This window comes from Paraburkholderia sp. SIMBA_027 (assembly GCF_046535315.1).
In the GTDB taxonomy this organism is placed as follows: Bacteria; Pseudomonadota; Gammaproteobacteria; order Burkholderiales; family Burkholderiaceae; genus Paraburkholderia; species Paraburkholderia tropica.
In genome coordinates this window covers 33049-56574 of sequence record NZ_JAWRWY010000010.1, presented here as the reverse complement: position 1 = coordinate 56574, position 23526 = coordinate 33049, and the positions used below count along the sequence as shown (strand labels likewise).

Genomic DNA, 23526 nt, shown 5'->3' with positions numbered 1-23526 from the left:
GAACCACAATGAAAACCCATCGAATCCTGCTGGCCGCGCTGGCGTTCGGCCTGGCCAGTTCGGCCGCGTTCGCCGACGTGCACGAAGTGAAGGAAGACATCAAGCACGACACGAAGTCGGCGGCGAAAGCGACCGGCCACGCGGCGCGCGACTTCGGCCACGCGACGGCGAGCGCGGCGAAGACCGTCGGCCACGGCATCGCGCACGGCACGCGCGAAGGCTGGGACGCCACCAAGCACGCGACGCACGAAGGCTGGGACGCCACCAAGCGCACCACGAAACGCGTGTTCCATAAGGACGATGCGCCGGGCAAGGACGACGCTTAAAGTCTTCGCATCCCCTTCCGGCGCGAACACGACGGCGTGTTCATTCGACACGCCGTCGGTTTCACCCCGGGCGCGTGCGTCTCGTGCGCCGCCATGACTGCGCGCCCGGCATCACGCGACCTCGATCGCCTCGCCCGATGCCCGCCAAACCGGGCTCGCACGCCGCTTTCCCTCCTCCGAACGGCCAATTTGCCCGCTTTTTGTCCGGTAAGCGCCCGCGACAAGGCAAAATACGGGTTTCGAGCCCGCACGGGCTCATGTTTTTTCCCGCCGGCCGCTCCGCACACGGGGCCCGAACACGGCGAAGCCGCGCGAGAGACGCAGCGGCGCCCGGCCCGGCCGGACGCTCGCCCGCGCGTGCGAGACCACTGGAGTAGTTGATGACCGAAGCCAAGATTTCCTTCGCTGGCCGCCTTTCGCTGGCCATCGGATCGTTTTTCGCCATTCTCGGCGACGCCGACCTCGCGGCCGGCGTGCGCCGTCTACGCAACGGCGAGGCCGCCGCGCCCGCGCCGCAAGCGCCCGTGCCCGCCGCCGCGCCGATGGCCGCGCCCGCACCTGCGCCCGTCGCTGCGCCCGCTCCCGCGCCCGTCGCCGCCATCGAGGAAGCCAGCCCGCAATCGGCGCTGCAACTGCTTGGCCTGCTGCAGCGTAATGCGCGCTTCGTCGACTTCGTCGAGGAAGACATCGCCGGCTACAACGACGCCGATATCGGCGCGGCCGCGCGTCTCGTCCACGAAGGCTGCCGCGCCACGCTGCGCGAGCACTTCACGATCCGCCCGGTGCGCAGCGAGGCCGAAGGCAGCCGCGTGACCATCGCGGAAGGCTTCGACGCCACCGCCATCCGCCTGACCGGCAACGTGGTCGGCTCCGCGCCGTTCACCGGCACCGTCAGCCATCGCGGCTGGCGCGTCGAAGACGTCAAACTGCCCAAGCTCGTGAAGTCGCACGACGCGAAGGTCATCGCACCGGCCGAGGTGGAACTGTGAGCGATCCGCGTTTTTCGATCGGCGTCGATCTGGGCACGACGCACTGCGCCCTCTCCTACGTCGACCTCGCCGCCAGTGACGGCGAGAAGACCGTGCATGGCGTGCTGCCCGTCACGCAACTCACCGCGCCGGGCGCGATCGAGTCGCCCGAGCTGCTGCCCTCGTTTCTCTATCTGCCGAACGCGGGCGAGCTCACGCCCGGCGACCTGACGCTGCCGTGGACCGCCTCGCGCGAGTACGCCGTCGGCGAAATGGCGCGCAGCCGTGGTGCGGGCACGCCCATCCGTCTCGTGTCGAGCGCGAAGAGCTGGCTCTGCCATCCGGGCGTGGACCGCCGCGCGGCGATCCTGCCGAACGACGCGCCGCCCGAAGTCGCGCGCGTCTCGCCGCTCGAAAGCTCGATCCGCTATCTCACGCATCTGCGCGAGGCGTGGGATCACGCGCATCCGGATGCGCCGTTCGCGCAGCAGGACGTCACCGTCACGATTCCGGCCTCGTTCGATCCGGCCGCGCGCGAGCTGACAGCCGAAGCCGCGCAGGCCGCCGGCTACACCAGCATGACGCTGCTCGAAGAACCGCAGGCCGCGCTCTATAGCTGGATCCAGAAGAGCGGCGGCGCGTGGCGCAAGGACGTGAAGGTCGGCGACATCATCCTCGTCGTGGACGTGGGCGGCGGCACCACCGACCTCTCGCTGATCGCCGTGGTCGAGCGCGAAGGCAATCTCGAACTGCTGCGCGTGGCCGTCGGCGAACACATCCTGCTCGGCGGCGACAACATGGACCTCGCGCTCGCGCACGTGGTCGCGCGCAAGCTCGCCCAGCAAGGCACGCAGGCCGATCCGTGGCAGTTGCGCGCGCTCACCTACGCCTGCCGTTCGGCCAAGGAGCAACTGCTCTCCGACGCCGGCCTCGAAGCGGTGCCGCTGGTGGTGCCGAGCCGCGGCTCGAAGCTGATCGGCGGCTCGATCCGCACCGAACTCACGCGCGCCGAACTCACGGCCACGATCCTCGAAGGCTTCTTCCCGCGCGTGGACGCCGCGGCGCGTCCGGTCGTGCGCACCCGTGCCGGCCTGACGCAACTCGGCCTGCCCTACGCGCAGGACGCGGGCGTCACGCGCCATCTCGCGGCCTTCCTCGGCCGCCAGGTCGCGGCGCTCGCGGAAGTCGAAGGCTTCGGCGAGCCCGCCGAAGGCACGAGCTTCCTGCATCCCACCGCCGTGCTGTTCAACGGCGGCGTGTTCAAGTCGTCGCTGCTCGCCGGACGTGTGCTCGAGATCATCAACGGCTGGCTGTCGGCGGAAGGCGCGGCCCCCGCGCGTCTGCTCGGCGGCGCGGACCTCGATCTCGCGGTCGCACGCGGCGCGGCCTATTACGGCTATGTGAAGCGCGGCAAGGGCGTGCGCATTCGCGGCGGCACGGCACGCGCGTACTACGTGGCGATCGAGTCGGCCATGCCCGCGGTGCCGGGCCTCGAACCGCCGATTTCGGCGCTCTGCGTCGCGCCCTTCGGCATGGAAGAAGGCAGCGACGCCGCCTTGCCGCCGCAGGAATTCGGCCTCGTCGTGGGCGAGCCGGTGCAATTCCGCTTCTTCGGCTCGTCGGTGCGCCGTCAGGATCAGGTCGGCACGATGCTCGACTTCTGGTCGCCCGAGGAACTACAGGAACTCGAATCGATTCAGGCCACGCTGCCCAGCGCGGGCCGTACCGTGGGCGAAGTCGTCGCGGTCCGGCTGCATGCGCGCGTGACCGAAGCGGGCACGCTCGAACTCGAAGCCGTGCCGTCGGGTAGCGACGAGCGCTGGAAAGTCGAGTTCGACGTGCGCGGCGGCGCGGGCGAAGGCGCGGGCCAGGGCGCGAGCTTCTGAGCGCACGCTTGAAGTCCGATCCGCCTGAGAACGCGATGAAGCAATACGTCGTCGGCATCGACCTGGGAACGAGCAACACGGTCGTGGCCTGGGCCGAAGCCGGCGCGAGCGGGGCCGCTGCGGGCAACATCGGCGTGTTCGAAATCGAGCAACTGACGGGGCTCGGCGAAGTGAGCGCGCAGCCGTTGCTGCCTTCGGCGCGCTATCACCCCGCGCCCGGCGAACTCGCCGCCGACACGCTGCGTTTGCCGTGGCGCGATTCCGCTGCTTCGTCTGCCGCTTCGTCCACCGCCTCCACGGCCGACACGCCTGCGCCCGTCATCGGCAAGCTCGCGCGCACGCTCGGCGCGCAAGTGCCGGGGCGGCTCGTGGCCAGCGCGAAAAGCTGGCTCTCGCACGCCTCGGTCGACCGGCTCGCGCCGATCCTGCCCTGGGGCGCGCCCGACGAGGTCGCGAAGGTCTCGCCCGTCGACGCGAGCGCCAGTTATCTCGCGCACGTCCGCGCAGCCTGGCATCACCGTTTTCCGCACGCGCCGCTCGAACATCAGGACGTGGTGCTCACCGTACCCGCCTCGTTCGACGACGGCGCGCGCGCGCTCACGCTCGAAGCCGCGCGGCGCGCGCAACTGCCCACGCTGCGCCTGCTCGAAGAACCGCAGGCCGCGTTCTACGACTGGCTGTTCCATCATCGCGACGCGCTGCAAGCCGAACTCGCGCAGACGCGTCTCGTGCTCGTCTGCGACGTGGGCGGTGGCACGACCGACCTCACGCTCATCAAGGTCCATTTCGAGGACGGCGAGCCGCAGTTGACGCGCATCGGCGTGGGCAACCATCTGATGCTGGGCGGCGACAACATGGACCTCGCGCTCGCCCACCTGGCCGAAAGCCGGCTCGCGACGCAGGACGCGCGGCTCTCGGCCGCCAGCCTGTCGCAGCTCGTCGAGCGCTGCCGCGTCGCCAAAGAGCAACTGCTCGGCGACGCCGCGCCCGAGTCGGTCGGCATCACGCTGCTCGGTGCGGGCGCGCGGCTGATCGGCGGCGCGCGTTCGACGCAACTGGGCCGCGACGAGGCCGAGCGTATCGTCGTCGACGGATTCTTTCCGGCGGTCGGCCCGCGCGATCTGCCGCGCCGCTCGCGTGCGGCGATCGTCGAATTCGGTCTGCCCTATGCGGCCGATGCGGGCATCACGCGTCATATCGCGTCCTTCCTGCAACGCTTCGCCGCGCAGTCGCGCGAGGCGCTCGGTGTGTCCGCCCATCATGCCGATGCCGTTTCGAACGGTGAATCCGCCGCCCCGCCGATGCCCGACACGCTGCTGCTCAACGGCGGCGTGTTCCGCGCGCCCGCGCTGTCGGCGCGTCTGCGCGAGACGCTGGGCAACTGGCGGCAAGCGCCGCTCACCGTGCTGCAAAACGATCAGCCCGACGTAGCCGTCGCGCGCGGCGCGGTCGCGTTCGCGCTGGCGCGCGCGGGTCACGCGCCGCGTATCGGCGGCGGCTCGCCACGCAGCTATTTTCTGGTGCTCGACGAGGGCGGCGACGCGCGGCGCGGCATCTGCCTGCTGCCGCGCGGCACCGAGGAAGGCCACGAAGTGCAGCTCGACGAGCGCGTGTTCGCGCTGCGTCTGGGCCATCCCGTGCAGTTCCATCTGGTCTCGACGGTCGCGGAAACGGCGTGGCAGCCGGGCGAGATCGTCGATCTCGATCAGGACGCCGCCGACTTCGTGCGTCTGCCTCCGCTCGCGACCGTGGTCGCGCGCGAGCGAGGCGCGAACAAGGCGCGCAATGAGCGCGAAGAAAGGCCCGTGCGGCTCACGGCGCAACTGACCGAAGTCGGCACGCTTGAAGTGCGCTGTATCGCGACCGAGGACGCGTCGCAGCGCTGGCTGCTCGAATTCCAGTTGCGCCGCGACGAAGCCGCTCAGGCCGCGAACACCGGCGACGACGTCCGCCATTCTTCGCTCGATCACGCCATCGAACTGATCGAGCGCGTGTTCGGCGCGAAGTCGTCGAAGGTCGATCCGAAGGAAGTGAAGCGGCTGCGCGCGCAGCTCGAACACACGCTCGGAGCGCGCCAGAACTGGGACAGCCCGCTGCTGCGCGAACTGTTCGGCGCGCTCTGGGAACGCGCCGCGCGCCGCCGCCGCTCGCCCGACCACGAGCGCCTGTGGCTCAATCTCGCCGGTTATTGCGTGCGGCCCGGGTTCGGCTATCCGCTCGACGAATGGCGCGTCGAACAACTGTGGACGCTGTTCGACGACGGCATCCAGCACATCAACGACAGCCAGGTCTGGTCCGAATGGTGGACGCTCTGGCGGCGCGCGGCCGGCGGTCTCGACGAGGCCGCGCAGGAGCAGGTGCTCGAAGCGATGCGCTGGCTCGAAGACGCGGCCAGTTCGAAGCAGCACAAGCTGCCGTTCGATCCCGCGCGCCTCGGCAACGCCGATATGACGCGGCTTTACGCGTCGCTCGAACGGATCGGCGCGGATCGCAAGATCGAGATTGGCGAGCGGCTGCTGGCGCGGCTGCAGAAGCCTGCGGAGAATCATCAGAGCTGGTGGGCCGTCGGGCGTATCGGCGCGCGGCTGCCCTTCTATGGCAGCGCGCACGGCGTCGTGCCGCCCGAGGTCGCCACGCGCTGGCTCGACGCGATCCTCGCGCTCGACTGGAAGAAGGTGGAACCGGCAATGTTCGCCGCCACGCAAATCGCGCGTATGACCGGCGACCGCTCGCGCGATCTCGATCCTGGCGTGCGCGACACGGTGCTGCGTCGGCTCGAACACGGCAATGCGCCGCCCGCGTGGATCGAGATGGTGCGCGAAGTCGTCACGCTCGATAACGCGGATACGGGCCGCGTGTTCGGCGAAGCGCTGCCCGCGGGGTTGAAGTTGATGGGCGCGTAGGCATCGGCATCGACATCGTCGAAACAAAAACGCGCTCCGGCCTGAAACCGGAGCGCGTTTTTTTACGCGTGACGCAGTGACGGAACTCAGTTGCCCGCACGCACCTCGACGGTCTGCACAGCCGCTTGCGGCATGACGCTTTCCTGCGGGAGCGCCCATTCGAGCCAGCGCGCGCGATGCGCCACCACCAGCATGAAGGCCAGCGCCGCGATCGCGCCGAACGTCGCAAAACCCATCTGATAGCTGCCCGTGCTTTCCTTCGCAATGCCCATGATGACCGGCAGATAGAAGCCGCCGATGCCGCCCGCGGCGCCCACGATGCCCGACATCAGACCCGTGCGGCCGGTCCAGCGGCGCGGCACGAGCTGGAAGGTCGCGCCGTTGCCGAGACCGAAGCAGACATACGTGAACAGCAGCAGCGCGATGCCCGCGGCGAACGGCGGCATCCACGCGGCGAACGCGAAGTCGCACAGCGAGATCGCGGCGAGCAGCAGCACGAGCGCGCGCACGCCGGAGATGCGATCGGCGATCAGGCCGCCGAGCGGACGCACCATCGCGCCCGTCAGCGCCAGCAGCGACATGATCACGCCCGCTTCGAGCTTCGGCACCTGATAGAGCGAGATCAGCAGCGTCGTCACATACGAGGACATGCCGACGAAACCGCCGAACGTGATGCTGTAGACGAGCATCACGACCCACGTATCGCCTTCCGCGAGCACGCCGCGATAGTGACGCGGCAGCACCGCGATCGCGAGCAGCGCGCCGAGCACCGGCAGCAGCAGCACGCCGGTCTTGCCCGCGCCGAACACGCCGTCGTGCACGGCCAGCACCAGCGCGATCAGACCGGCGAGCGTGATGAAGAACGCGCGCATCGCTTTCGGCGCGCTGCCCGATTTCGGGCCGAGATCGCGCGCCCAGAAGCACACGGCGAGCGCCGCGAGCGCCAGCAACGGTAGCGCCGCGCCCGTCGCGCGCGCCCAGCCGAAGCTGTTGGCGAGACCGGGGAACAGGAAGCCGTCGAGCACCGCGCCGATGTTGCCGGCCGCCGCTAGACCGAGCACGAGACCCTGCACCTTCGGCGGATAGTTGCTGCCCGCCATCGGCAGCGCCACCGCGAAACTCGCGCCGCCCACGCCGAGCAGCACGCCCAGCACCAGCAGCAGCGTGTACGACGGCGTGCCCGGCATCAGCAGCAGCACGAGCGCCGGAATCGCCGACAGCGCAATGCCCATCAGCGCGACCTTGCGGCCGTCGCAGGCCTGATAGAGATTGCCGAGCGTGACGCGCAGGATCGCCGCGCCGAGCACCGGCACCGCGACCAGCAGGCCGAGTTCGCCCGGTGTCATCTTGATGTCCTTCTGGATGAACGGCGCGAGCGGCCCCAACATCACCCACACCGTGAAGCCGGTGTCGAAGTACAGAAAACACGCGACCAGCGCGCGCCAGTTACCGCTCTTCAGCGAGTTCAGCAGGTCTTTCACGAGGCTCTCCCCAGGTAAAAACGGTCAGCACGCCAGCGGCGCGTGAATCCGATGATTTCGTACTCCGATGTTCTGTCCGGCGCCGCTGCGCGCCGGCCTGCCCGCACGCGTATCGAGCCCGCCGCGCGCGCCGACCACGCCCTGAATCAGCCGGTCCATTTCGCCGATCACATTGGCCAGCTCGGCGGTGATCACGGCGAATTCGCGTCCGTACTGGCCCGCGCGCGCCGCCGCCACGCGTGCATTGAGCGCGACGATGTTGGCGCGCATCGAAATGGTGGCGAGCTGGTCGGCGACTTCGGCTTCGCGGCGCTGCGTCTGGGCCTCGACGCCGCGCATCGCGTCCTGATACGCGAGCGTGAGCGTCTGCAGCAGATCGAGCAGCGGCGTGGCTTCGGCGGTGAGCTTCGCGAGCGCGTCGATGGCGTGGATGCCAGTCGTGGCGTTCGCAACGTTCGTGGCGTTCGTGCTGGTCGCACCGCCGCGCTTGTCGATACCGCCGCGTTCGAGCTGCGCGATCGCGTCGCCTGCGAGCTTCATGAACGCGCGAATGCGCTCGTCGGCGCGGCGCGAGCCGAAGTAAAGCTGACGCAGCGCGTCCGAGAATACGCCCGGAAAATGGCCGTCGCCTTCGACGAGTTGCGCGTGCGCGTCGGCGAACGAGGCAAGGCAGCCGCGCGCGACGCCGAGTGCTTCCTGCCCTTGCGCGCCGTCCTGCGTCGCGAGCAGCACGTACAGCACGATGCGCTGCGAGAGCATGCGCTGACGCCCCGAGAGGTTGATCAGCTCGCCCACCACTTCTCCGGATACCGCTTCGCTGGTTTCGTGCTTCATCGTCAGGAGTACAGAATGGATAACAAGCGTGATTGACGAGCGATGCGGCTCGAACAGTCACCAGGCGCGAGCACCAATAAAAAAGCGTCCCGAAGCGTTGCCTTCACGCGCGTGGCCTGAGCCGAGCCGCGTGTCGGGTTATCGCTTCGGGACGCCGTTGCCCCGCCTGCCGGATTCACCCCCGCTCATGCGGGAGTCACGTCAATTCATTGGAGCCATCGTTGGCCCCGAGCCTATTTAGCAATACGTATGCCAACTGCGTGCCCGACCGCATGATGCGCGCGAAAACGCCGATGGCGTAAGGCTTTGGCAAGAGACCCCGTTTCAGGCGGGGAAACCATGCGCGGGCCGCGTGCATGACGCAGCGCCGCATTCGTGTGCCTGCGATGAATGCTGCTGGTGCACCGCCACGACGCGGCGCACCATCGACGGGCGCGCGGCCGCGCGCTCAGAACCGGTGCCGGATGCCCACGCCCACGACCGTCTGCTGATCGCTGCTCGACGCCGACTGGCCGCTCACGTCCGCGCCCAGGCCCGAGCCGTCGGCGGCAATATGCTGCCAGCTCACCTGCGTATACAGATCGGTGCGCTTCGAGAGGTAGTAATCGGCTTCCACCGACACTTCATGCCAGCGCGGATGATGCTGGCCGCTCGCGCTCGACATCGTCGCCTGCGTATACGTGTACTCGCCGCCCAGGCTGAACGAGGGCGTGAAGTGATAGACCGCGTTCAGCTCGTAGTTCGAGAAGTTCGCGCCCTCGCCGTTCGCCCCGATGCCGAGGCTGTTCGCGCCGTTGATCGTATCGAGTCCGCCGAGTTGCGTGCGCGTCCACACGAAACCCACGCGCGCGTTGCCCGCGAGCCAGTTCACGCCCGCGCCGTAAATGCGCTGCTGCGCGGCGATGAAGGTGCGCTCGGTCAGCGTGATCGCGCCATTCGTGTTGCTGCTGCCGCCGTTGTTCGCCTGGAGATAGCCTGCCGCGAACAGCAGCGAACCCGTGTCGTACGACGCGCCGAGGCTGTAGACGCGGTTGTCGTCGAAGCCGCCCGTTTCGTTCGAGAAGCCGTAGAGCGCGCCGAACTTCACGCCGCCGTAGTTCGCGCTCGCGTACTTGACGGCATTGTTCACGCGGAACGAGTTGTTGAGGTTGTCGTTGTCGTACGGGTGCGCGCTCAGGTTGTTGCCGCCGGGGTGCTGGCCCGTGAAGCTCAGCGGCGCGAGGTAATCGACTACCGAGTCGTACTGGCGGCCGAGTGTCAGCGCGCCGTAGCGCGCGTTTTCGAGCCCGACGTACGACTGGAAGCCGAACATGCGGCCGCCCTGGCGCAGCGTGCCGTTCATCACCGAGAAGCCGCTTTCGAGCTGGAAGATCGCGGCCGTGCCGCCGCCCAGATCCTCGCGCCCCTTGAAGCCCCAGTGGCTGCCGGTCACGTTGCCGCTGCCCGCCGCCACGACGTTGTGCCCGCCCGAGTTGCTGTTGAACGAAAGACCCGCGTCGATGATGCCGTACAGCGTCACGCTGTCCTGCGCATGCGCCGCGCAGGTCCATGCCGCCGCGCACGCGGCGACCAGGAATGTCTTTTTCATAATGCCCTGTTGTATGTCGTGTTGGTTCGAGTTGTCGTTCGCGGCGTGGCCGCGTGCCTGTCCGATGCGCGCGCGTGCGCGCGATGGCGCGGCGTCGCGAAACGACGCGCCATCGGCACAGCGGAACAAACGGATGGAGGGTGGGCTGGCTGGGCCGCGCGGCACGCTTAACGCGTGTGGCGACTGGCGATGCCCTGGCGATCGGCGATGCCGTCGATCAGCACTTGATGAAGACCGCGCGAGCAAGGCTCGATGCGTGCGCGGACTCCGAAAACCTGCGCAAGACTGGCGGGCGTGACGACTTCGGCGCTCGGGCCGAAGTGCGCGATGTGCCCGTCGTGCAGCAGCATCGCGCGATCACAGGCGCGCAACGCCGCGTTGATGTCGTGTAGAACGACTACGGTGGCGATGCCGCGCTCGCGCGTGACGTCGCGCAGCACCGCCATCACCTGATACTGGTGATTGAGATCGAGCGCCGAGAGCGGCTCGTCGAGCAGCAGCACCTGCGGCTCGCGCACCAGCGCCTGCGCAATGCCGACGAGCTGGCGCTGGCCGCCCGAGAGTTCGTCGAGCGAGCGGTTCGCGAGCGTCGCGATGTCGAGCCGTTCGAGCGTCGCGTGCGCCGTCGCGAGATCGCGCTGCGCGGCGGTTCCGGTGCGCGCGCGCAAGGCCGGATCGCGGCCCGCGCGCGCGGCCACCAGCACCGACTCCAGCACCTGCAGCCGCACGCCCGCCGGCAAGGCCTGCGGCAGATAGACCACGCTGTGCGAACGCGCGCTCGCCGCCGTGAGCGCGAGCGGCGCGCCATCGAGCGTGAGCGAACCCGCCGCCGGTTTCGCAAGGCCCGCGAGCGTGCGCAGCAGCGTGGACTTGCCGCTGCCATTCGGCCCGAGCAGCGCCGTGATCTCGCCGCGCGGCAGCGGCCCGGCGCTCAGGCCGCGCAGCACGTCGCGGCGGCCATACCGCACGCTCAGGTCGTGAATCGCGAGACCGTTCATGCCGAGCCTCCCTGCGAGCGCACCACGATGCCGAGGAACAGCGGAATGCCCACCAGCGCCGTGACGATGCCGACCGGAATCAGCACGCCCGGAATCAGCAGCTTCGAGGCGATCGACGCCATCGACAGCATCAGCGCGCCGAGCAACAGGCTGCCCGGCAGATAGAAGCGATGGTCCTCGCCGAACAGCGCGCGCGCGACGTGCGGCGCGATCAGCCCGACAAAACCGATGGTGCCGACGAACGACACCGCGAGCGCCGAGAGCACCGCCACGCGCAGCAGCGTGCCCAGACGCAGCCGCTTCACATCGATGCCGAAGCTCGCCGCGCGGTCTTCGCCGAGACGCAGCGCGGTCAGGGCCCACGCGTTTTTCATCGAGAGCGGCAAGGCGATCGCGAGCGCCGCCGCGAGCACGCCGATCTTCGGCCAGTCCGCGCGAGCGAGCGAGCCGAGCGTCCAGAACACGAGACCCTGGAGCGCGTCGGCGGACGCGATGAACTGCATCAGCTCGACGAGCGCATGAAACGAGAACACCAGTGCGATGCCCATCAGCACCACGCCCGCCGTGCTCATGCCGCGCCAGCGCGCGACCAGATCGAGCACGAGCGCCGAGGCGAACGCGAACACGAACGCATTGGCGGAGACGATCCACGTCTGCGCCACGCCCGGAATCGCGAGATCGAGCACGATGGCCAGCGACGCGCCGAACGCCGCCGCCGCCGACACGCCCAGCGTGTACGGACTCGCGAGCGGATTGTTGAGGATGGTCTGCATCTCCGCGCCCGAGAGGCCGAGCGCCGCGCCGACCGCGAGCGCCATCACCGCGTAAGGCAAGCGGATCTGCCAGACGATCACGGCGTTGGCCGGATCGGCGGACGCGCGTTCGAACAGCGTGCGCAGCAGCGTCGCGAGCGGCAGGCCCGACGGCCCCGAACTGAGATCGACGAGCAGCGACGCCGCGATCAGCAGCGCGACCGCCACCAGCAGGAGCGCGCGCCGGCGCGTGAGCCGCGTGTAGGCGCGCAACTGCCGCGCGGCCTCCTCGCCTTGCGCAGCGCGCCTCGCTTCGGCATCAGCATCGGCGTCGGCTTCGGGGTGCGCGCGCCAGCCCGAACCGGCCGGCAGGCGCGCGTCGCTCATCGCGCGGCCTCGTTCTGCGCGCCGGCCTGGGTTTGCAGCGGCGCATCGACCCAATCGGTGCCGCTCACCGGCACGGCCAGGAAGCGTCGATACAACTCCTCCTGCGTCGCCTTCACGTCGAGCGATTTGAACTGCTGCGGATAGAACCACTTCGCGAACGCCTCGATCGCCAGAATGTTGTACGGCGAGTCGTAGTAGTTGTGCGAGATGCCGTGCACGCGGCCATCGTGAATCGCCTTGATGGTGTCGAAGCCCGGACGCGCCACCAGTTGCGCGAGGCTCGCCTGCGCATCGTGCTCGCTCGTTTCCGCGCCCACGCGCAGCGACGCGAGGCCCGGCTTGGTGCGGCTGCCGGTGGCGATATAGACATCGGGCTTCGAGGCGATCACCTGCTCCATGCTGATGTCGCCGAGCACGCCCGGCAGCAGATCCGCCGCGATATTGCGGCCGCCCGCGGCCTGCACGAACTCGCCGAAATTGCCCTTGCCCGCCGTGTGGCAGCAGCCCGCGTCCCACACGCCCGCGAGCATGTCGACGAACACCTTCGGACGCTGGTTCTCCGGAATCTTGTCGACGACGTTCTCGACCGCCGCGAGATGCTGCCGGTAGAACGCGATATACGCATCGGCCTGCTGCTCGCGGTGCAGCACCTGGCCGAGCAGCTTGATGCTCGGCAGCGTGTTCTGCATCGGGTGCACGCGGAAGTCGATGAACACCACCGTCGTGCCGGTCGCTTCCAGTTGCTTCACGAGCGCGTTGTAGCGGCTCGGGCCGTGACCGGCGACGCTGAAAATCGCCACGTCGGGCTTGAGCGCGAGCGCCTTTTCGTCGCTGATGCTGTCCTCGGTCGCCTTGCCGATCAGCGCAATCGTGCGGATCTGCGGGAACTTGCGCGCGTAGGCGTCGAAGGTCTGCGGGTCCATCGCGGGCAGATCGCCCTGCCAGCCGACGATGCGCGCGAGCGGCTGCTGGCCTTCGAGCAGCGCGATCGCCGACAGCAGACGGCTTTCGCCGAGCAGGATGCGGTGCGGATTGGCGGGAATCTTCACCGTGCGGCCGGCGAGGTCGGTGACGGTCTGCGCGGCGGGCGCGGCCGCGGCATTGACCGTGGCGGCCGCGCTCGACGTCGCGGGTGCAGCAGGCGTGGCGGCCCACACCTGCGAGGCGCTCAGGCAAAGCCCCATCGCCAGCGTGGCCGCGGCGGCGGCCGTGCGTGCAAGGCGGGCGAAAGGTTCGGCGTGCGACGCAATCGTGGCGCGGGAAACGGGCGTGATATAGTTCATAAATGAGAACGATTGCTATTTGCAGGCCACACTTTAGCGGCGCGATGTAATGGCAATGTGTTGAGAAGCGGCGCTTTTGTAATGGAATGTGTTGGCGCCGCCCGCAGCGGAAAAAGAACAGCGATGGACCACATACTCGTCGTCGACGACGACCCCAATATCCGCACGCTCCTGCGCGACTATCTGCGCGACATGGGCTACGAAGCGAGCGCGGCCACCAATGGCGCGCAGATGAAGCAGACGCTGCGCCAGCAAAAGATCGACCTGATCGTGCTCGACCTCATGCTCGACGGCGAGGACGGCCTCGATCTCACGCGCGAATTGCGCCGCGAAAACGCGGTGCCGATCATCATGCTGTCGGCGCGCGGCGGCCTGCTCGACCGCATTCTCGGCCTCGAAATGGGCGCCGACGACTATCTGCCCAAGCCCTTCGATCCGCGCGAACTGGTCGCGAAGATCAAGGTCGTGCTGCGCCGTGCGCGCGTCGTGCCGGGTTCGGGTTCGCCCCACGCGGCGCATGCGCACCCTGCGCCGCACGCCCAGCACGGACGCCACGGCGACGCCAGCGCGTTCGTGAGTTTCGCGGGGTGGCGTCTGGACACACGCATGAAGCAGATGCTCTCGCCCGACGGCGTGGTGGTCTCGCTCGGCGGCTCCGACTACCGCACGCTGCGCACGCTGCTCGATCATCCGAACCGGCCGCTGTCGCGCGAATTCCTGCTCGAACAGGTGTTCGACAAGGACCACACGCCGCTCGACCGTTCGATCGACGTGTGCGTGAGCCGTCTGCGCCATCACCTCCAGGATTCGGCGCGCAATGCCGCGCTGATCCGCACGGTGCGCAACGAGGGCTACATGCTGGTCGCCGATGTGAGCCACGAAGCGTGACGACGCCGGACGCCCCGACGTGTGGCTTGCAACGGGGTCTGCAACGCGGATGGCAGCGCGTGAAGCGCGCCTTCTGGCCCGACACGCTGTTCGGCCGTCTCGTGCTGATCCTCGCGGCGGGCATGTTCGCGGGCCAGTTGCTCACCAGCACGATCTGGTTCGACACGCACGACAACCGCACGCTCGAAATCCCCGCGCGCCTGTTCGCGAGCCGCCTCGCCGATACCGTGCGCCTGCTCGAACGCGCGCCCGATGCCGCCGCGCGCGCGAGCGTGCTGAGCGCGCTCGGCGACGACCGCTACCAGTTGCATTGGGTGCAGGGCACGCCGCCCGCCGCGCCGCCCGCGCCCTCGCTCACGTTGCGCGCGACAAGCGGGCTGATCGAAGGCGTGATCCGCAAACGCCTCGGCACGCCCATCGAAGTGCGTCTGCTCGATGCGCATCTGCGCGACGACGACGGCCGTCATCGCGGCATCCTCAGCCTGTTCGACTCGCGCATGCCGACGGGCGATTTCCACGTATTCCTGAATATTCCTCAGCAAGGCTGGCTCGAGATTCAATCGAAGGAAGGCCAGGCCGGCATGCATTCGGAACGCGGCGAACTCGTGTTCGACTATCTGCTGCGGATTTATCTGCTGCGCTTCGCAGCGGTCTGCGCGATTGCGTTCGTCGGCGTGCGTTTCGCGCTCGCGCCGTTGCGTCAACTCACGCGTGCGGCGCAGGCGCTCGGCCGCAACATCCATCGGGCACCGCTGCCCGAAACCGGGCCGCAGGAAGTGCGCAGCGCGGCGCATTCATTCAACGCGATGCAGCAGCAATTGATCGACAGCTTCGCGCAGCGCGCGCGCTTTCTCGCGGCGGTTTCGCACGATCTGCGCTCGCCGCTCACGCGCTTGCGGCTGCGCGCGGAAATGCTGCCCGATCCCGCGTGGCGCGAGCGGCTGCGCGGCGACCTCGATGAAATGGAAGCGATGGTGCGCGCGACGCTCGACGCCGTGCAAGGCGTGGAAGTCACGGAGGCGCATCAGAAAATCGATCTCGACTCGATGCTCGAAGGCCTCGCCGCCGACGCGCGCGAGGCCGGTCAGGCCGTGAGCGTGAGCGGCGCGACGCGTGCGCCCGTGCGCGGCTTTGCGCGCAATCTCAAGCGCGGTCTGCAAAATCTCGTGGACAACGCGATCCGCTACGGCGGCGCGGCGCACATCGCGGTGCGCGACGATGGCGACAGCGTGCACGTGACCGTGAGCGACAACGGCCCCGGTATCGCCGACGACGCGTTGCGCGAACGCGTGTTCGAGCCGTATTTCCGCATTGCCTCGCTGCGGCGCGATGACGGCGGCGAAGGCGAAGCGCAGGCAGGCGGCACGGGCCTCGGACTCACCATCGCGCGCAGCGTGGCCGCCGCGCACGGCGGCACCCTCACGCTCGTAAATCGCATCGAACAGGGCCGCATCGCCGGTCTGGACGCCGAACTCGTGCTGCCGCGCGACGACTGATCCACACGCTCAGGAAGCCGCGCCCGCGCCATCGACATGCGCGGCAAAACCCGTGCGCCCGGGCGCGATCTCGTCGCGCAAGGTCAACGCGGGAATCTCGTAAGCCCCCGCATTCTGCTGACGAAATGCGATGGGCGCCGTCTCCCACAAACGGTCGAGCCGCTCGCCGAGCGCCGCACGCGTCTGCGCAAAACGCGCGTCGTCCATGCGGCTAGTGCGATAGACCACGAACGGCGGCAGCACGTCGAAACCGGGGTAATACAGCACGCCGTGCTGGATCGGAAACAGTATGTCGTCGATCGGCCCGTTGATGCCGCGAGGACCGTAATGCGACTCCCAGCCGCCCGTGGTCACGATCAGCATCGCGCGCTTGCCGGCCAGCGTGCCTTCGCCGTAACGGCTGCCCCAGCGCTGATCCGAATGCTCGCCCACGCCGTACGCGAAACCGTAGGCATACACGCGCTCCACCCAGCCCTTCAGAATCGCAGGCATCGTGAACCACCAGAGCGGAAATTGCAGGATCACGGCGTCGGCCCAGCGCAGTTTTTCCTGCTCGGCGGCGATATCGGCGGGTTGCGTGCCGCCTTCGAATGCGTGGCGCGAATCGGTGGACGGACGAAACGGCTCGGCGAGATCGCGCGCGGGCGCGTCGTCGGCGTCGAGCGTGGCTTTCCAGTTCATCGCGTAGAGATCCGAGACCTGCACCGTATGGCCCGCGCGTTCGAGACGCTCGACGGTGAAGTTCTTGAGCGAACCGTTCAGCGAGCGCGGTTCGGGATGGGCATAGACCAGCAGCACGTTCATGACGACACTCCGTTTGGGTAAGTGAGGTCGAGCTTAGTGGCCGCTCTGCTATATTGGAAATGAATATCGGCAATGGCAGGTATTACCGTGAATAATCTCCGTCGTCTCGATCTGAATCTGCTGGTCACGCTCGACGTGCTGCTCGACGAACTCAACGTCACGCGTGCGGCCGAACGGCTCGCCTTTTCGCAGCCCGCCGTGAGCGTGCAACTGGCGCGTCTGCGCGACCTGCTCGGCGACCCGCTGCTGCTGCCCGGCCCGCGCGGCATGCGGCCGACGGCGCGCGCCGAGTCCTTGCGCGAACCGCTGCGTGAAGCGCTCGACGCGCTGGAGCGTGCGGTCGCGCCCGAAGGCCCGTTCGATCCGTCGGCGGCGCAACACACCTGGCGCGTGTCCGCCACCGACTACGGCGAATCGACCATCGTGCTGCCCGCGCTCAACGCGCTGCGCGCGACCGCGCCGCATACGCGCCTCGCCGTGATCGAACTGCCGCCCGCGAATCTCGCCAGGGCCGCCGAACAGGGCGAGATCGATCTCGCGATGCATATCGTCAGCGGCGCGCCCGACACGCTGCGCCAGAAACTGCTGTTCAAGGAGCGTTACGTGCTGGCCGGGCGCGCCGGACATCCGCGCCTGAAGCGCCGTCCGAACGCGAAGCAGTTCTGCGAACTCGAACACGTAATCGTTTCGCCGGACGGCGGCGGCTTTCGCGGCGTCACCGACGAAGCGCTCGCGCAAGCGGGACTCGCGCGCCGCGTGGTGCTCTCGGTGCCGCATTTTCTGTTCGTGATCGCCGCGATCTCGCAGACCGATCTGGTCGCGATGCTGCCGTGGCGGCTCGTGCGCGGCAATCCGGCGCTGTGGCTTGTCGAAGCGCCCGTCGAGGTGCCCGGTTATGAGATGTGCATGCTGTGGCACGAGCGCGTGCATCGCGATCCGGCGCATCGCTGGCTGCGCGAGCAGATCGCCGCCGCGATGTGAGCGCTTGCGCGATTGATTAAACGCAACGCGCCGTCACGGCGCGAAACATCGCGCGGCGCGCTCGTGTAACCCATTGCGCAAAGCGCGCGCGGCATCGCCCGGATCGCCGCCGACATCGCGCAAAATAAGTCACTCAATATCAACGGCTTACGCATTCGCGTGCATCACGCACGCTCGAAGCGCGCACACGCCGCCAACGCCCCACTATCAGATAACTCCGATTCTTGCGGCGCATCCCTCCGGATTGACAAGCCCTGGCGCGGTTTCAATAATCGCCCCCGGCTCGCCAGAGCAGGCTAATTCTCGAATTTTCACGCGGCAGCGCGCGTTAATCGCCTCGCGTCATCGAACGACAAGCGGACGACCGGCACGTCAATGTCAAAGAACAGTTAATCAGGATAACGAATGAGCTACCGTACCCGACTTTTACTCCGCGCCGCTGCGTTCGCCGCGATCACCACGTTCTGCGTCGCGCAAAGCGGCGGCGTGTTCGCCGTCACGATTCCGGCTGGCACCGCGCTCGCGCAGAAGCAGGAAATCACGCGGCAACTGCTCGCCGAAATCGAGTCGCTCGATCCCGCACGCATCGAATCGGTTGGCGCGAATCTCGTGGGCATCGACGTGTATGAAGGGCTCACGCGCATCGACGCGGCGGGCAACGTGGTGCCGGGCGTGGCCGAATCGTGGACGCATCCCACGCCCGATACGTGGATCTTCAAGCTGCGCCGCGAGGCGAAATGGAGCGACGGCCATCCGGTGACCGCCGCCGATTTCGTCTACGCATGGCAGCGCATGGCCGATCCGAAGACGGCATCGGTCTATACCGTCGCGATCGAATTCCTCCAGAACGCGAAGGCCGTCATCGCGGGCAAGTCGCCCGTGACGAGTCTGGGCGCGCGCGCGATCGACGCGACCACGCTCGAAGTCAAGACCGAAGCGCCCGCGCCCTTCTTCCCCGAACTGACGGCCAGTGCGAGCATGGCGCCCATCGACCGCGCGACCGTCGCGAAGTATGGCGCGAGCTGGACGCGTCCCGGCAATCTCGTCAGCAACGGTCCGTACGTGCTCGCCGACTGGCAGCCGAACAACCGCATCGTGCTGATGAAGAATCCGCAGTACTGGAACGCCGCGCGCGTGGCCATTTCGAAGGTCACGTATCTGCCGATCGAGAGCGACGAAACCGCCATGCGCATGTTCCAGTCCGGCCAGATCGACATGACGTATCAACTGCCGTCCGGCCAGTACGCGCAGATCCAGAAGCAGTTCGGTCCCGAGCTGCGCGCCGGCACGCAGATCGGCACGTACTACTACGCGCTCAACAACACCGATCCCGCGCTGCGCGACGCGCGTGTGCGTCAGGCGCTGTCGATGGTGCTCGACCGCGACCTGCTCACCGCGAAGATCACGCAGAACGGCGAGCGTCCCGCCTATGGCCTGATCGTGAACGGCACGAAGGGCGCGCATCCGTATGCGCCCGACTGGGCAGCGTGGCCGATGGCGAAACGCGTGGAAGCCGCGCACGGTCTGCTGAAAGCGGCCGGTTATTCCGATGCGAAGCCGCTGAGTTTCAAGCTGATCTACAACACCAACGAGATGCACAAGAAGGTCGCGCTGTTCGCAACAAGCGAGTGGCGCACGAAGCTCGGCGTGAACGCGACGATCGAGAACCTCGAATTCAAGGTGCTGCTCAAGCAACGTCACGACGCGGCATATCAGATCGCGCGCGACGGCTGGTATGTCGACTACAACGACGCGATGTCGTACTTCGGCTTGATTCAATGCGGCAGCCCGCAGAACGATCAGCGTTACTGCAATCAGAAAGTGGATGCCGACGTCGCACAGGCGAATCGTCAGACCGACGAGACGGAACGCGAAGCGATGCTCACCGAGGCGTTCAATCGCGCGATGGCCGACACGCCGCTGCTGCCGCTGTTCCAGTACGCGAGCGCGCGTCTCGTGAAGTCCTATGTCGCGGGCTATTCGCTGACGAACTACATCGACCAGCGCGCCACGCAGGACATGTACATCCTCAAGCACTGATCCGCGCCTCGCCATGTTCGCCTATACCTTGCGCCGCCTGCTCTGGGCGATCCCCACCGTGCTCGCGGTCGTGACCGCCTGCTTCCTGCTGCTGCATTGCACGCCCGGCGGCCCGTTCGACACCGACAAGCCGCTCTCGGCGGCGGCGCTCGCGAATCTCAACGCGCGCTACCACCTCGACGAACCGCTCTGGCAGCAGTATCTGCGCTATCTGGGCGCGCTGCTGCACGGCGATCTCGGCAGCTCGTTCCGGTACGCCGACTGGTCCGTGAACGAACTCGTGCGCAAGGCGCTGCCGATCAGCCTCGGCATCGGCGGCGTGTCGATTCCGCTCGCCGTGCTGTTCGGCGTGGCGCTGGGCGCGCTGGCCGCCGTGCGCCGCAACAGCCTGATCGACCATGCGGTGATGCTGCTCGGCAATCTCGGCAACGTGGTGCCGCCGTTCGTGCTCGGTCCGGTGCTCGTGCTGTGTTTCGCCATCCTGATCAAATCGCACGACGGCGGCGGCTTGCTGCCCGCCGGCGGCTGGGGCGACGGCGAATGGCATTACCGCGTGCTGCCCATCGCGCTGCTGGTGGTCGTCAACATGGCGTCGATCGCGCGCGTGATGCGCGGCAGCCTGATCGAAGTGCTGTCGGGCAACTTTATCCGCACCGCGCGCGCCAAGGGTCTGCCCGGCCACACCATCGTGCTGCGCCATGCGCTGCGTCCCGCGCTCATGCCGGTGGTGTCGCTGCTCGGCCCGGTATGCATTTCGTCGATCACGGCCGCCGTGGTCACCGAGTCGGTGTTCGCGCTGCCGGGGCTCGGCCAACTGGTCGTCAACGGCGCGGTCAATCGCGATTACACGCTCGTGCTCGGCCTCGTCGTGCTCACCACGGTCTGCGCCGTGCTGTTCAACCTGCTCGTCGATCTGGCGTATGCGTGGCTCGATCCGCGCATCCGCTACTGATCGCGCCTGTTCATTTTCACGCCATGAATGCCCTCTCCACTCCTCCCGCGCACGCCGACGAGACACGCCGGACACGGCGCGCGTTGCCGCCCGCGCTCGCGCGTTTCGTGCGCCATCGCGCGGCGCTCGCGAGTCTCGCGCTGCTCGTGCTGATCGCGCTCGCCTGTTTCATCGGCCCACTGCTGCTGACGAATTCGCCCACCGAAAGCGACTGGAGCGCCATCAGCCTCGCGCCCACGCTGCAAGGCGGCCACTGGTTCGGCACCGACGAACTCGGCCGCGATCTGCTCGCGCGCACGCTCGTCGGCGGACGCGTCTCGCTCGAAGTCGGGCTGCTCGGCACGCTGGTGTCGACGCTCGCGGGCGTGCTGGTCGGCGCCACGGCCGGCTATCTCGGCGGCCGCACGGACGCCGTCCTCATGCGCCTCGTCGACATGATGTACGCGATTCCGTACATGCTGATCGCGATCCTGATGGTCACGCTGTTTGGCCGCGCGTTCTCGCTCGTCGTGCTGACGATCAGCGCGTTCTCGTGGCTCGACATGGCGCGCGTGGTGCGTGGTCAAACGCTCTCGCTGCGCACACGCGAGTTCGTCGACGCGGCGCGCGCCATCGGCGTGAAGCCTGCCGCGATCATCGTCCGGCATATCGTGCCGAATCTCGCGGGCATCGTCGCCGTGTACGCGACGGTCACGGTCCCGGCCATCATTCTCACGGAGTCGGTGCTGTCGTTCCTCGGCCTCGGCGTGCAGGAACCGATGACGAGCTGGGGCGTGCTGATCGAGGACGGCGCGCAGAAACTCGAAGCCATGCCGTGGCTGCTGCTCTGTCCCGCCGCGCTGCTGTGCACGACGCTCTATTGCGTGAACTTCGTCGGCGACGGGCTGCGCGATGCGCTCGACCCGCGGGAGCGTTGAGATGGCGCTACTCGAAGTCGAACAACTCGGCGTGCGTTTCATGCGTCGCGACGGGCCGCCGCTCACGGTCGTCCACGATGTTTCGTTTGCGCTCGAAGCGGGCGGCACGCTCGGCATCGTCGGCGAATCGGGCTCGGGCAAGAGCCAGACCGTCATGGCGATGCTCGGCCTGCTCGCGTTGAACGGGCGCGCGCATGGTCACGCGCGTTTTCGCGGCGACGATCTGCTCGCGATGAAGCCCGGCGCGCTCAACCGCATTCGCGGCGACCGCATCGCGATGATCTTCCAGGACCCGATGACCTCGCTCAATCCGTTCCTCACGATCGAGCGGCAGATGACCGAGTCGCTGCAACAGCATCGCAAGCTCACGCGCCGCGCGGCGCGCACACGGGCGATCGAAGCGCTCGAACGCGTGCGCATTCCCGACGCCGCGCGCCGCATCGGCCTCTATCCGCACGAGTTTTCCGGCGGCATGCGCCAGCGCGTGCTGATCGCCACGGCGCTCATGATGGAGCCCGACGTGCTGATCGCCGACGAACCCACCACGGCGCTCGACGTCACCGTGCAGGCGCAGATCATGGCGCTGCTGCGCGAGATGAATCGCGAGCGCGGCACGGCCATTCTGCTGATCACACACGATATGGGCGTCGTCGCCGAACTCTGCGACGACGTCATGGTGATGTATGCCGGACGCGCGGTCGAGAAGGCATCGGCCACCTCGTTATTCAACAGTCCCTTGCATCCGTACACCGTCGGTCTGCTCGGCGCGCTGCCGCGACTCGACGCGCCCGGCGGCGCGCCGCTGCGCACGATTGCCGGCAATCCGCCGCTGCCCGGCAGCGGCGGCCAGGGATGCGCCTTCGCGCCGCGCTGCGCACAAGCGTTCGAGCGCTGTCACCAGGAAACGCCGCTGCTGCGCCCATCCGGCGCGCGCGAACGCGCTTGCCATTTGCCCGCGCCCGTCGCGCGAGGAGCGCACGCATGACCGCCACGCTCACCACAACATCCGACATCGCCGCATCCGGCACGCTGCTGAGCGTGCGCGATCTCGCCGTGCACTTTCGCGTCAAGCGCGGCCACTGGCCGTGGCAGCAGGCGACGCTGCGCGCGGTGGACGGCGTGTCGTTCGACGTGCGGCGCGGCGAAACGCTCGGGCTCGTCGGCGAATCGGGCTGCGGAAAATCGACGCTCGCGCGCGCCGTGATCGGGCTCACGCCGGTTGCGGGCGGCAGCGTGACGTGGCGCGGCGAAGAAACCGTGCATGGCGCGCGCCGCCGGCTCGGCGCGCTGCGCCGCGAAGCACAGATGATCTTCCAGGATCCGCTCGCCTCGCTCGATCCGCGCATGTCGATCGCGCAGATCGTCGCCGAACCGCTCGTCACGCATGCGCCGCAACTCGGCCGCCAGGAGATCGCGCGGCGCGTGCTCACGATGCTCGAACGCGTGGGCCTGAACGCGCATCACGCCGCGCGGCGCGCGCATGAATTCTCGGGCGGACAGTGTCAGCGCGTGGGCATCGCGCGCGCGCTGATCGGCGAACCGGGACTCGTGATCTGCGACGAGCCGGTTTCCGCGCTCGATGTGTCGATCCAGGCGCAGATCGTCAATCTGCTGCGCGATCTGCAACGCGAACTCGCACTTTCGCTGCTGTTCGTCGCGCACGACCTCGCCGTGGTGAAGACGATCAGCCATCGCGTGATGGTGATGTATCTGGGCCGCGTGATGGAGCTGGGCGAGCGCGACGCGCTCTACCACGCGGCGCGTCATCCGTACACCCAGGCGCTGCTCGATGCCGTGCCGCTACCCGATCCCGCGTTGGCCCGCGCGCGCGAGGTGCCGCTGCTGAGCGGCGACATCCCCTCGCCGCTCAATCCGCCTTCGGGCTGTGCATTCCGCACGCGCTGCTCGCGCGCGCTCGCGGTCTGCGCCACCCAGACGCCCGCGCTGCACGCGCACGGCTCGCCCCATTCGATCGCCGCCTGCTGGCATCCGCGTACGGGCGGCGATCCTCCCGCTGCCTGAGTCGTCCGCATGCCTCGCGC

General features: G+C 68.1%; 19 protein-coding genes. 12 read left to right on the top strand and 7 right to left on the bottom strand.

Annotated elements, in window-relative coordinates; all coding sequences use genetic code 11:
* The first annotated feature begins 8 nt into the window (after positions 1 to 8).
* From SB764_RS19600 to SB764_RS19585, 4 genes are all read left to right on the top strand, one after another.
* Entirely contained in the window at positions 9 to 326 is a 318-nt protein-coding gene (locus SB764_RS19600; RefSeq protein WP_065059029.1) for a hypothetical protein, read from the top strand.
* Between the two features lie 380 nt (positions 327 to 706).
* Positions 707 to 1315 (top strand): DUF2760 domain-containing protein, encoded by a 609-nt coding sequence (locus SB764_RS19595; RefSeq protein WP_410864461.1) that lies wholly within the window; start codon positions 707 to 709, stop codon positions 1313 to 1315.
* Positions 1312 to 3180, top strand: a complete 1869-nt coding sequence (locus tag SB764_RS19590; protein ID WP_410864459.1) for an Hsp70 family protein — start codon at positions 1312 to 1314, stop codon at positions 3178 to 3180. Before SB764_RS19595 ends, SB764_RS19590 begins: the two co-directional genes overlap by 4 nt.
* Before the next feature lie 35 nt (positions 3181 to 3215).
* On the top strand, positions 3216 to 6083 hold the full coding sequence (locus tag SB764_RS19585) for an Hsp70 family protein (RefSeq protein ID WP_343665770.1): 2868 nt from the start codon (positions 3216 to 3218) through the stop codon (positions 6081 to 6083).
* 86 nt (positions 6084 to 6169) lie between these two features.
* Here the strand turns inward: SB764_RS19585 and SB764_RS19580 are convergent, their stop codons facing one another.
* From SB764_RS19580 to SB764_RS19555, 6 genes are all read right to left on the bottom strand, one after another.
* Positions 6170 to 7564, bottom strand: a complete 1395-nt coding sequence (locus tag SB764_RS19580) for an MFS transporter (RefSeq protein ID WP_074985107.1) — start codon at positions 7562 to 7564, stop codon at positions 6170 to 6172.
* 24 nt (positions 7565 to 7588) lie between these two features.
* Positions 7589 to 8398, bottom strand: coding sequence for a type IV pili methyl-accepting chemotaxis transducer N-terminal domain-containing protein (locus tag SB764_RS19575; protein WP_410864456.1), 810 nt, complete (start codon positions 8396 to 8398; stop codon positions 7589 to 7591).
* A gap of 448 nt (positions 8399 to 8846) precedes the next feature.
* Positions 8847 to 9986, bottom strand: coding sequence for a porin (locus SB764_RS19570; RefSeq protein WP_410864454.1), 1140 nt, complete (start codon positions 9984 to 9986; stop codon positions 8847 to 8849).
* A 167-nt stretch (positions 9987 to 10153) separates the two neighbouring features.
* A complete protein-coding gene (locus SB764_RS19565) occupies positions 10154 to 10984 on the bottom strand; it encodes an ABC transporter ATP-binding protein (RefSeq protein ID WP_065059023.1) in 831 nt (276 codons plus the stop codon).
* Entirely contained in the window at positions 10981 to 12123 is a 1143-nt protein-coding gene (locus SB764_RS19560; RefSeq protein WP_080180456.1) for a FecCD family ABC transporter permease, read from the bottom strand. The genes SB764_RS19565 and SB764_RS19560 overlap by 4 nt, the downstream gene beginning before the upstream one ends.
* Complete coding sequence (locus tag SB764_RS19555) at positions 12120 to 13307, bottom strand: ABC transporter substrate-binding protein (protein WP_410864734.1); 1188 nt, start codon at positions 13305 to 13307, stop codon at positions 12120 to 12122. The genes SB764_RS19560 and SB764_RS19555 overlap by 4 nt, the downstream gene beginning before the upstream one ends.
* Positions 13308 to 13529: 222 nt before the next feature.
* Between SB764_RS19555 and SB764_RS19550 the strand changes: the two genes are divergently transcribed.
* Together SB764_RS19550 and SB764_RS19545 are read left to right on the top strand one after the other, a co-directional pair.
* Positions 13530 to 14294: a response regulator gene (locus SB764_RS19550; protein WP_065059022.1), complete on the top strand. Its 765-nt coding sequence runs from the start codon at positions 13530 to 13532 to the stop codon at positions 14292 to 14294.
* A 59-nt stretch (positions 14295 to 14353) separates the two neighbouring features.
* Positions 14354 to 15790, top strand: a complete 1437-nt coding sequence (locus SB764_RS19545) for an ATP-binding protein (RefSeq protein WP_410864452.1) — start codon at positions 14354 to 14356, stop codon at positions 15788 to 15790.
* A gap of 9 nt (positions 15791 to 15799) precedes the next feature.
* On the opposite strand, the gene SB764_RS19540 is transcribed toward SB764_RS19545, so the two are convergent.
* Positions 15800 to 16594, bottom strand: a complete 795-nt coding sequence (locus SB764_RS19540; protein ID WP_322006941.1) for an NAD(P)H-dependent oxidoreductase — start codon at positions 16592 to 16594, stop codon at positions 15800 to 15802.
* 87 nt (positions 16595 to 16681) lie between these two features.
* Here SB764_RS19540 and SB764_RS19535 point away from each other — a divergent pair, with 87 nt between their 5' ends.
* The 6 genes from SB764_RS19535 to SB764_RS19510 all read left to right on the top strand — a co-directional run bounded on the left by SB764_RS19535 (position 16682) and on the right by SB764_RS19510 (position 23506).
* Positions 16682 to 17575: a LysR family transcriptional regulator gene (locus SB764_RS19535; protein WP_410864450.1), complete on the top strand. Its 894-nt coding sequence runs from the start codon at positions 16682 to 16684 to the stop codon at positions 17573 to 17575.
* 405 nt (positions 17576 to 17980) lie between these two features.
* Positions 17981 to 19615, top strand: a complete 1635-nt coding sequence (locus SB764_RS19530; protein WP_410864448.1) for a peptide ABC transporter substrate-binding protein — start codon at positions 17981 to 17983, stop codon at positions 19613 to 19615.
* Positions 19616 to 19628: 13 nt separating this feature from the next.
* Positions 19629 to 20567 carry an ABC transporter permease subunit gene (locus tag SB764_RS19525; RefSeq protein WP_110326378.1) on the top strand — a complete coding sequence of 313 codons (939 nt, stop codon included), beginning with the start codon at positions 19629 to 19631 and terminating at the stop codon, positions 20565 to 20567.
* Positions 20568 to 20590: 23 nt separating this feature from the next.
* Positions 20591 to 21484 carry an ABC transporter permease gene (locus SB764_RS19520; RefSeq protein ID WP_065059018.1) on the top strand — a complete coding sequence of 298 codons (894 nt, stop codon included), beginning with the start codon at positions 20591 to 20593 and terminating at the stop codon, positions 21482 to 21484.
* A 1-nt stretch (position 21485) separates the two neighbouring features.
* Entirely contained in the window at positions 21486 to 22469 is a 984-nt protein-coding gene (locus SB764_RS19515) for an ABC transporter ATP-binding protein (protein WP_410864446.1), read from the top strand.
* The gene (locus SB764_RS19510; RefSeq protein ID WP_124263186.1) at positions 22466 to 23506 is read left to right on the top strand and encodes an ABC transporter ATP-binding protein; all 1041 of its coding nucleotides are present in this window, start codon (positions 22466 to 22468) and stop codon (positions 23504 to 23506) included. Before SB764_RS19515 ends, SB764_RS19510 begins: the two co-directional genes overlap by 4 nt.
* The last annotated feature ends 20 nt before the right edge of the window (positions 23507 to 23526 follow it).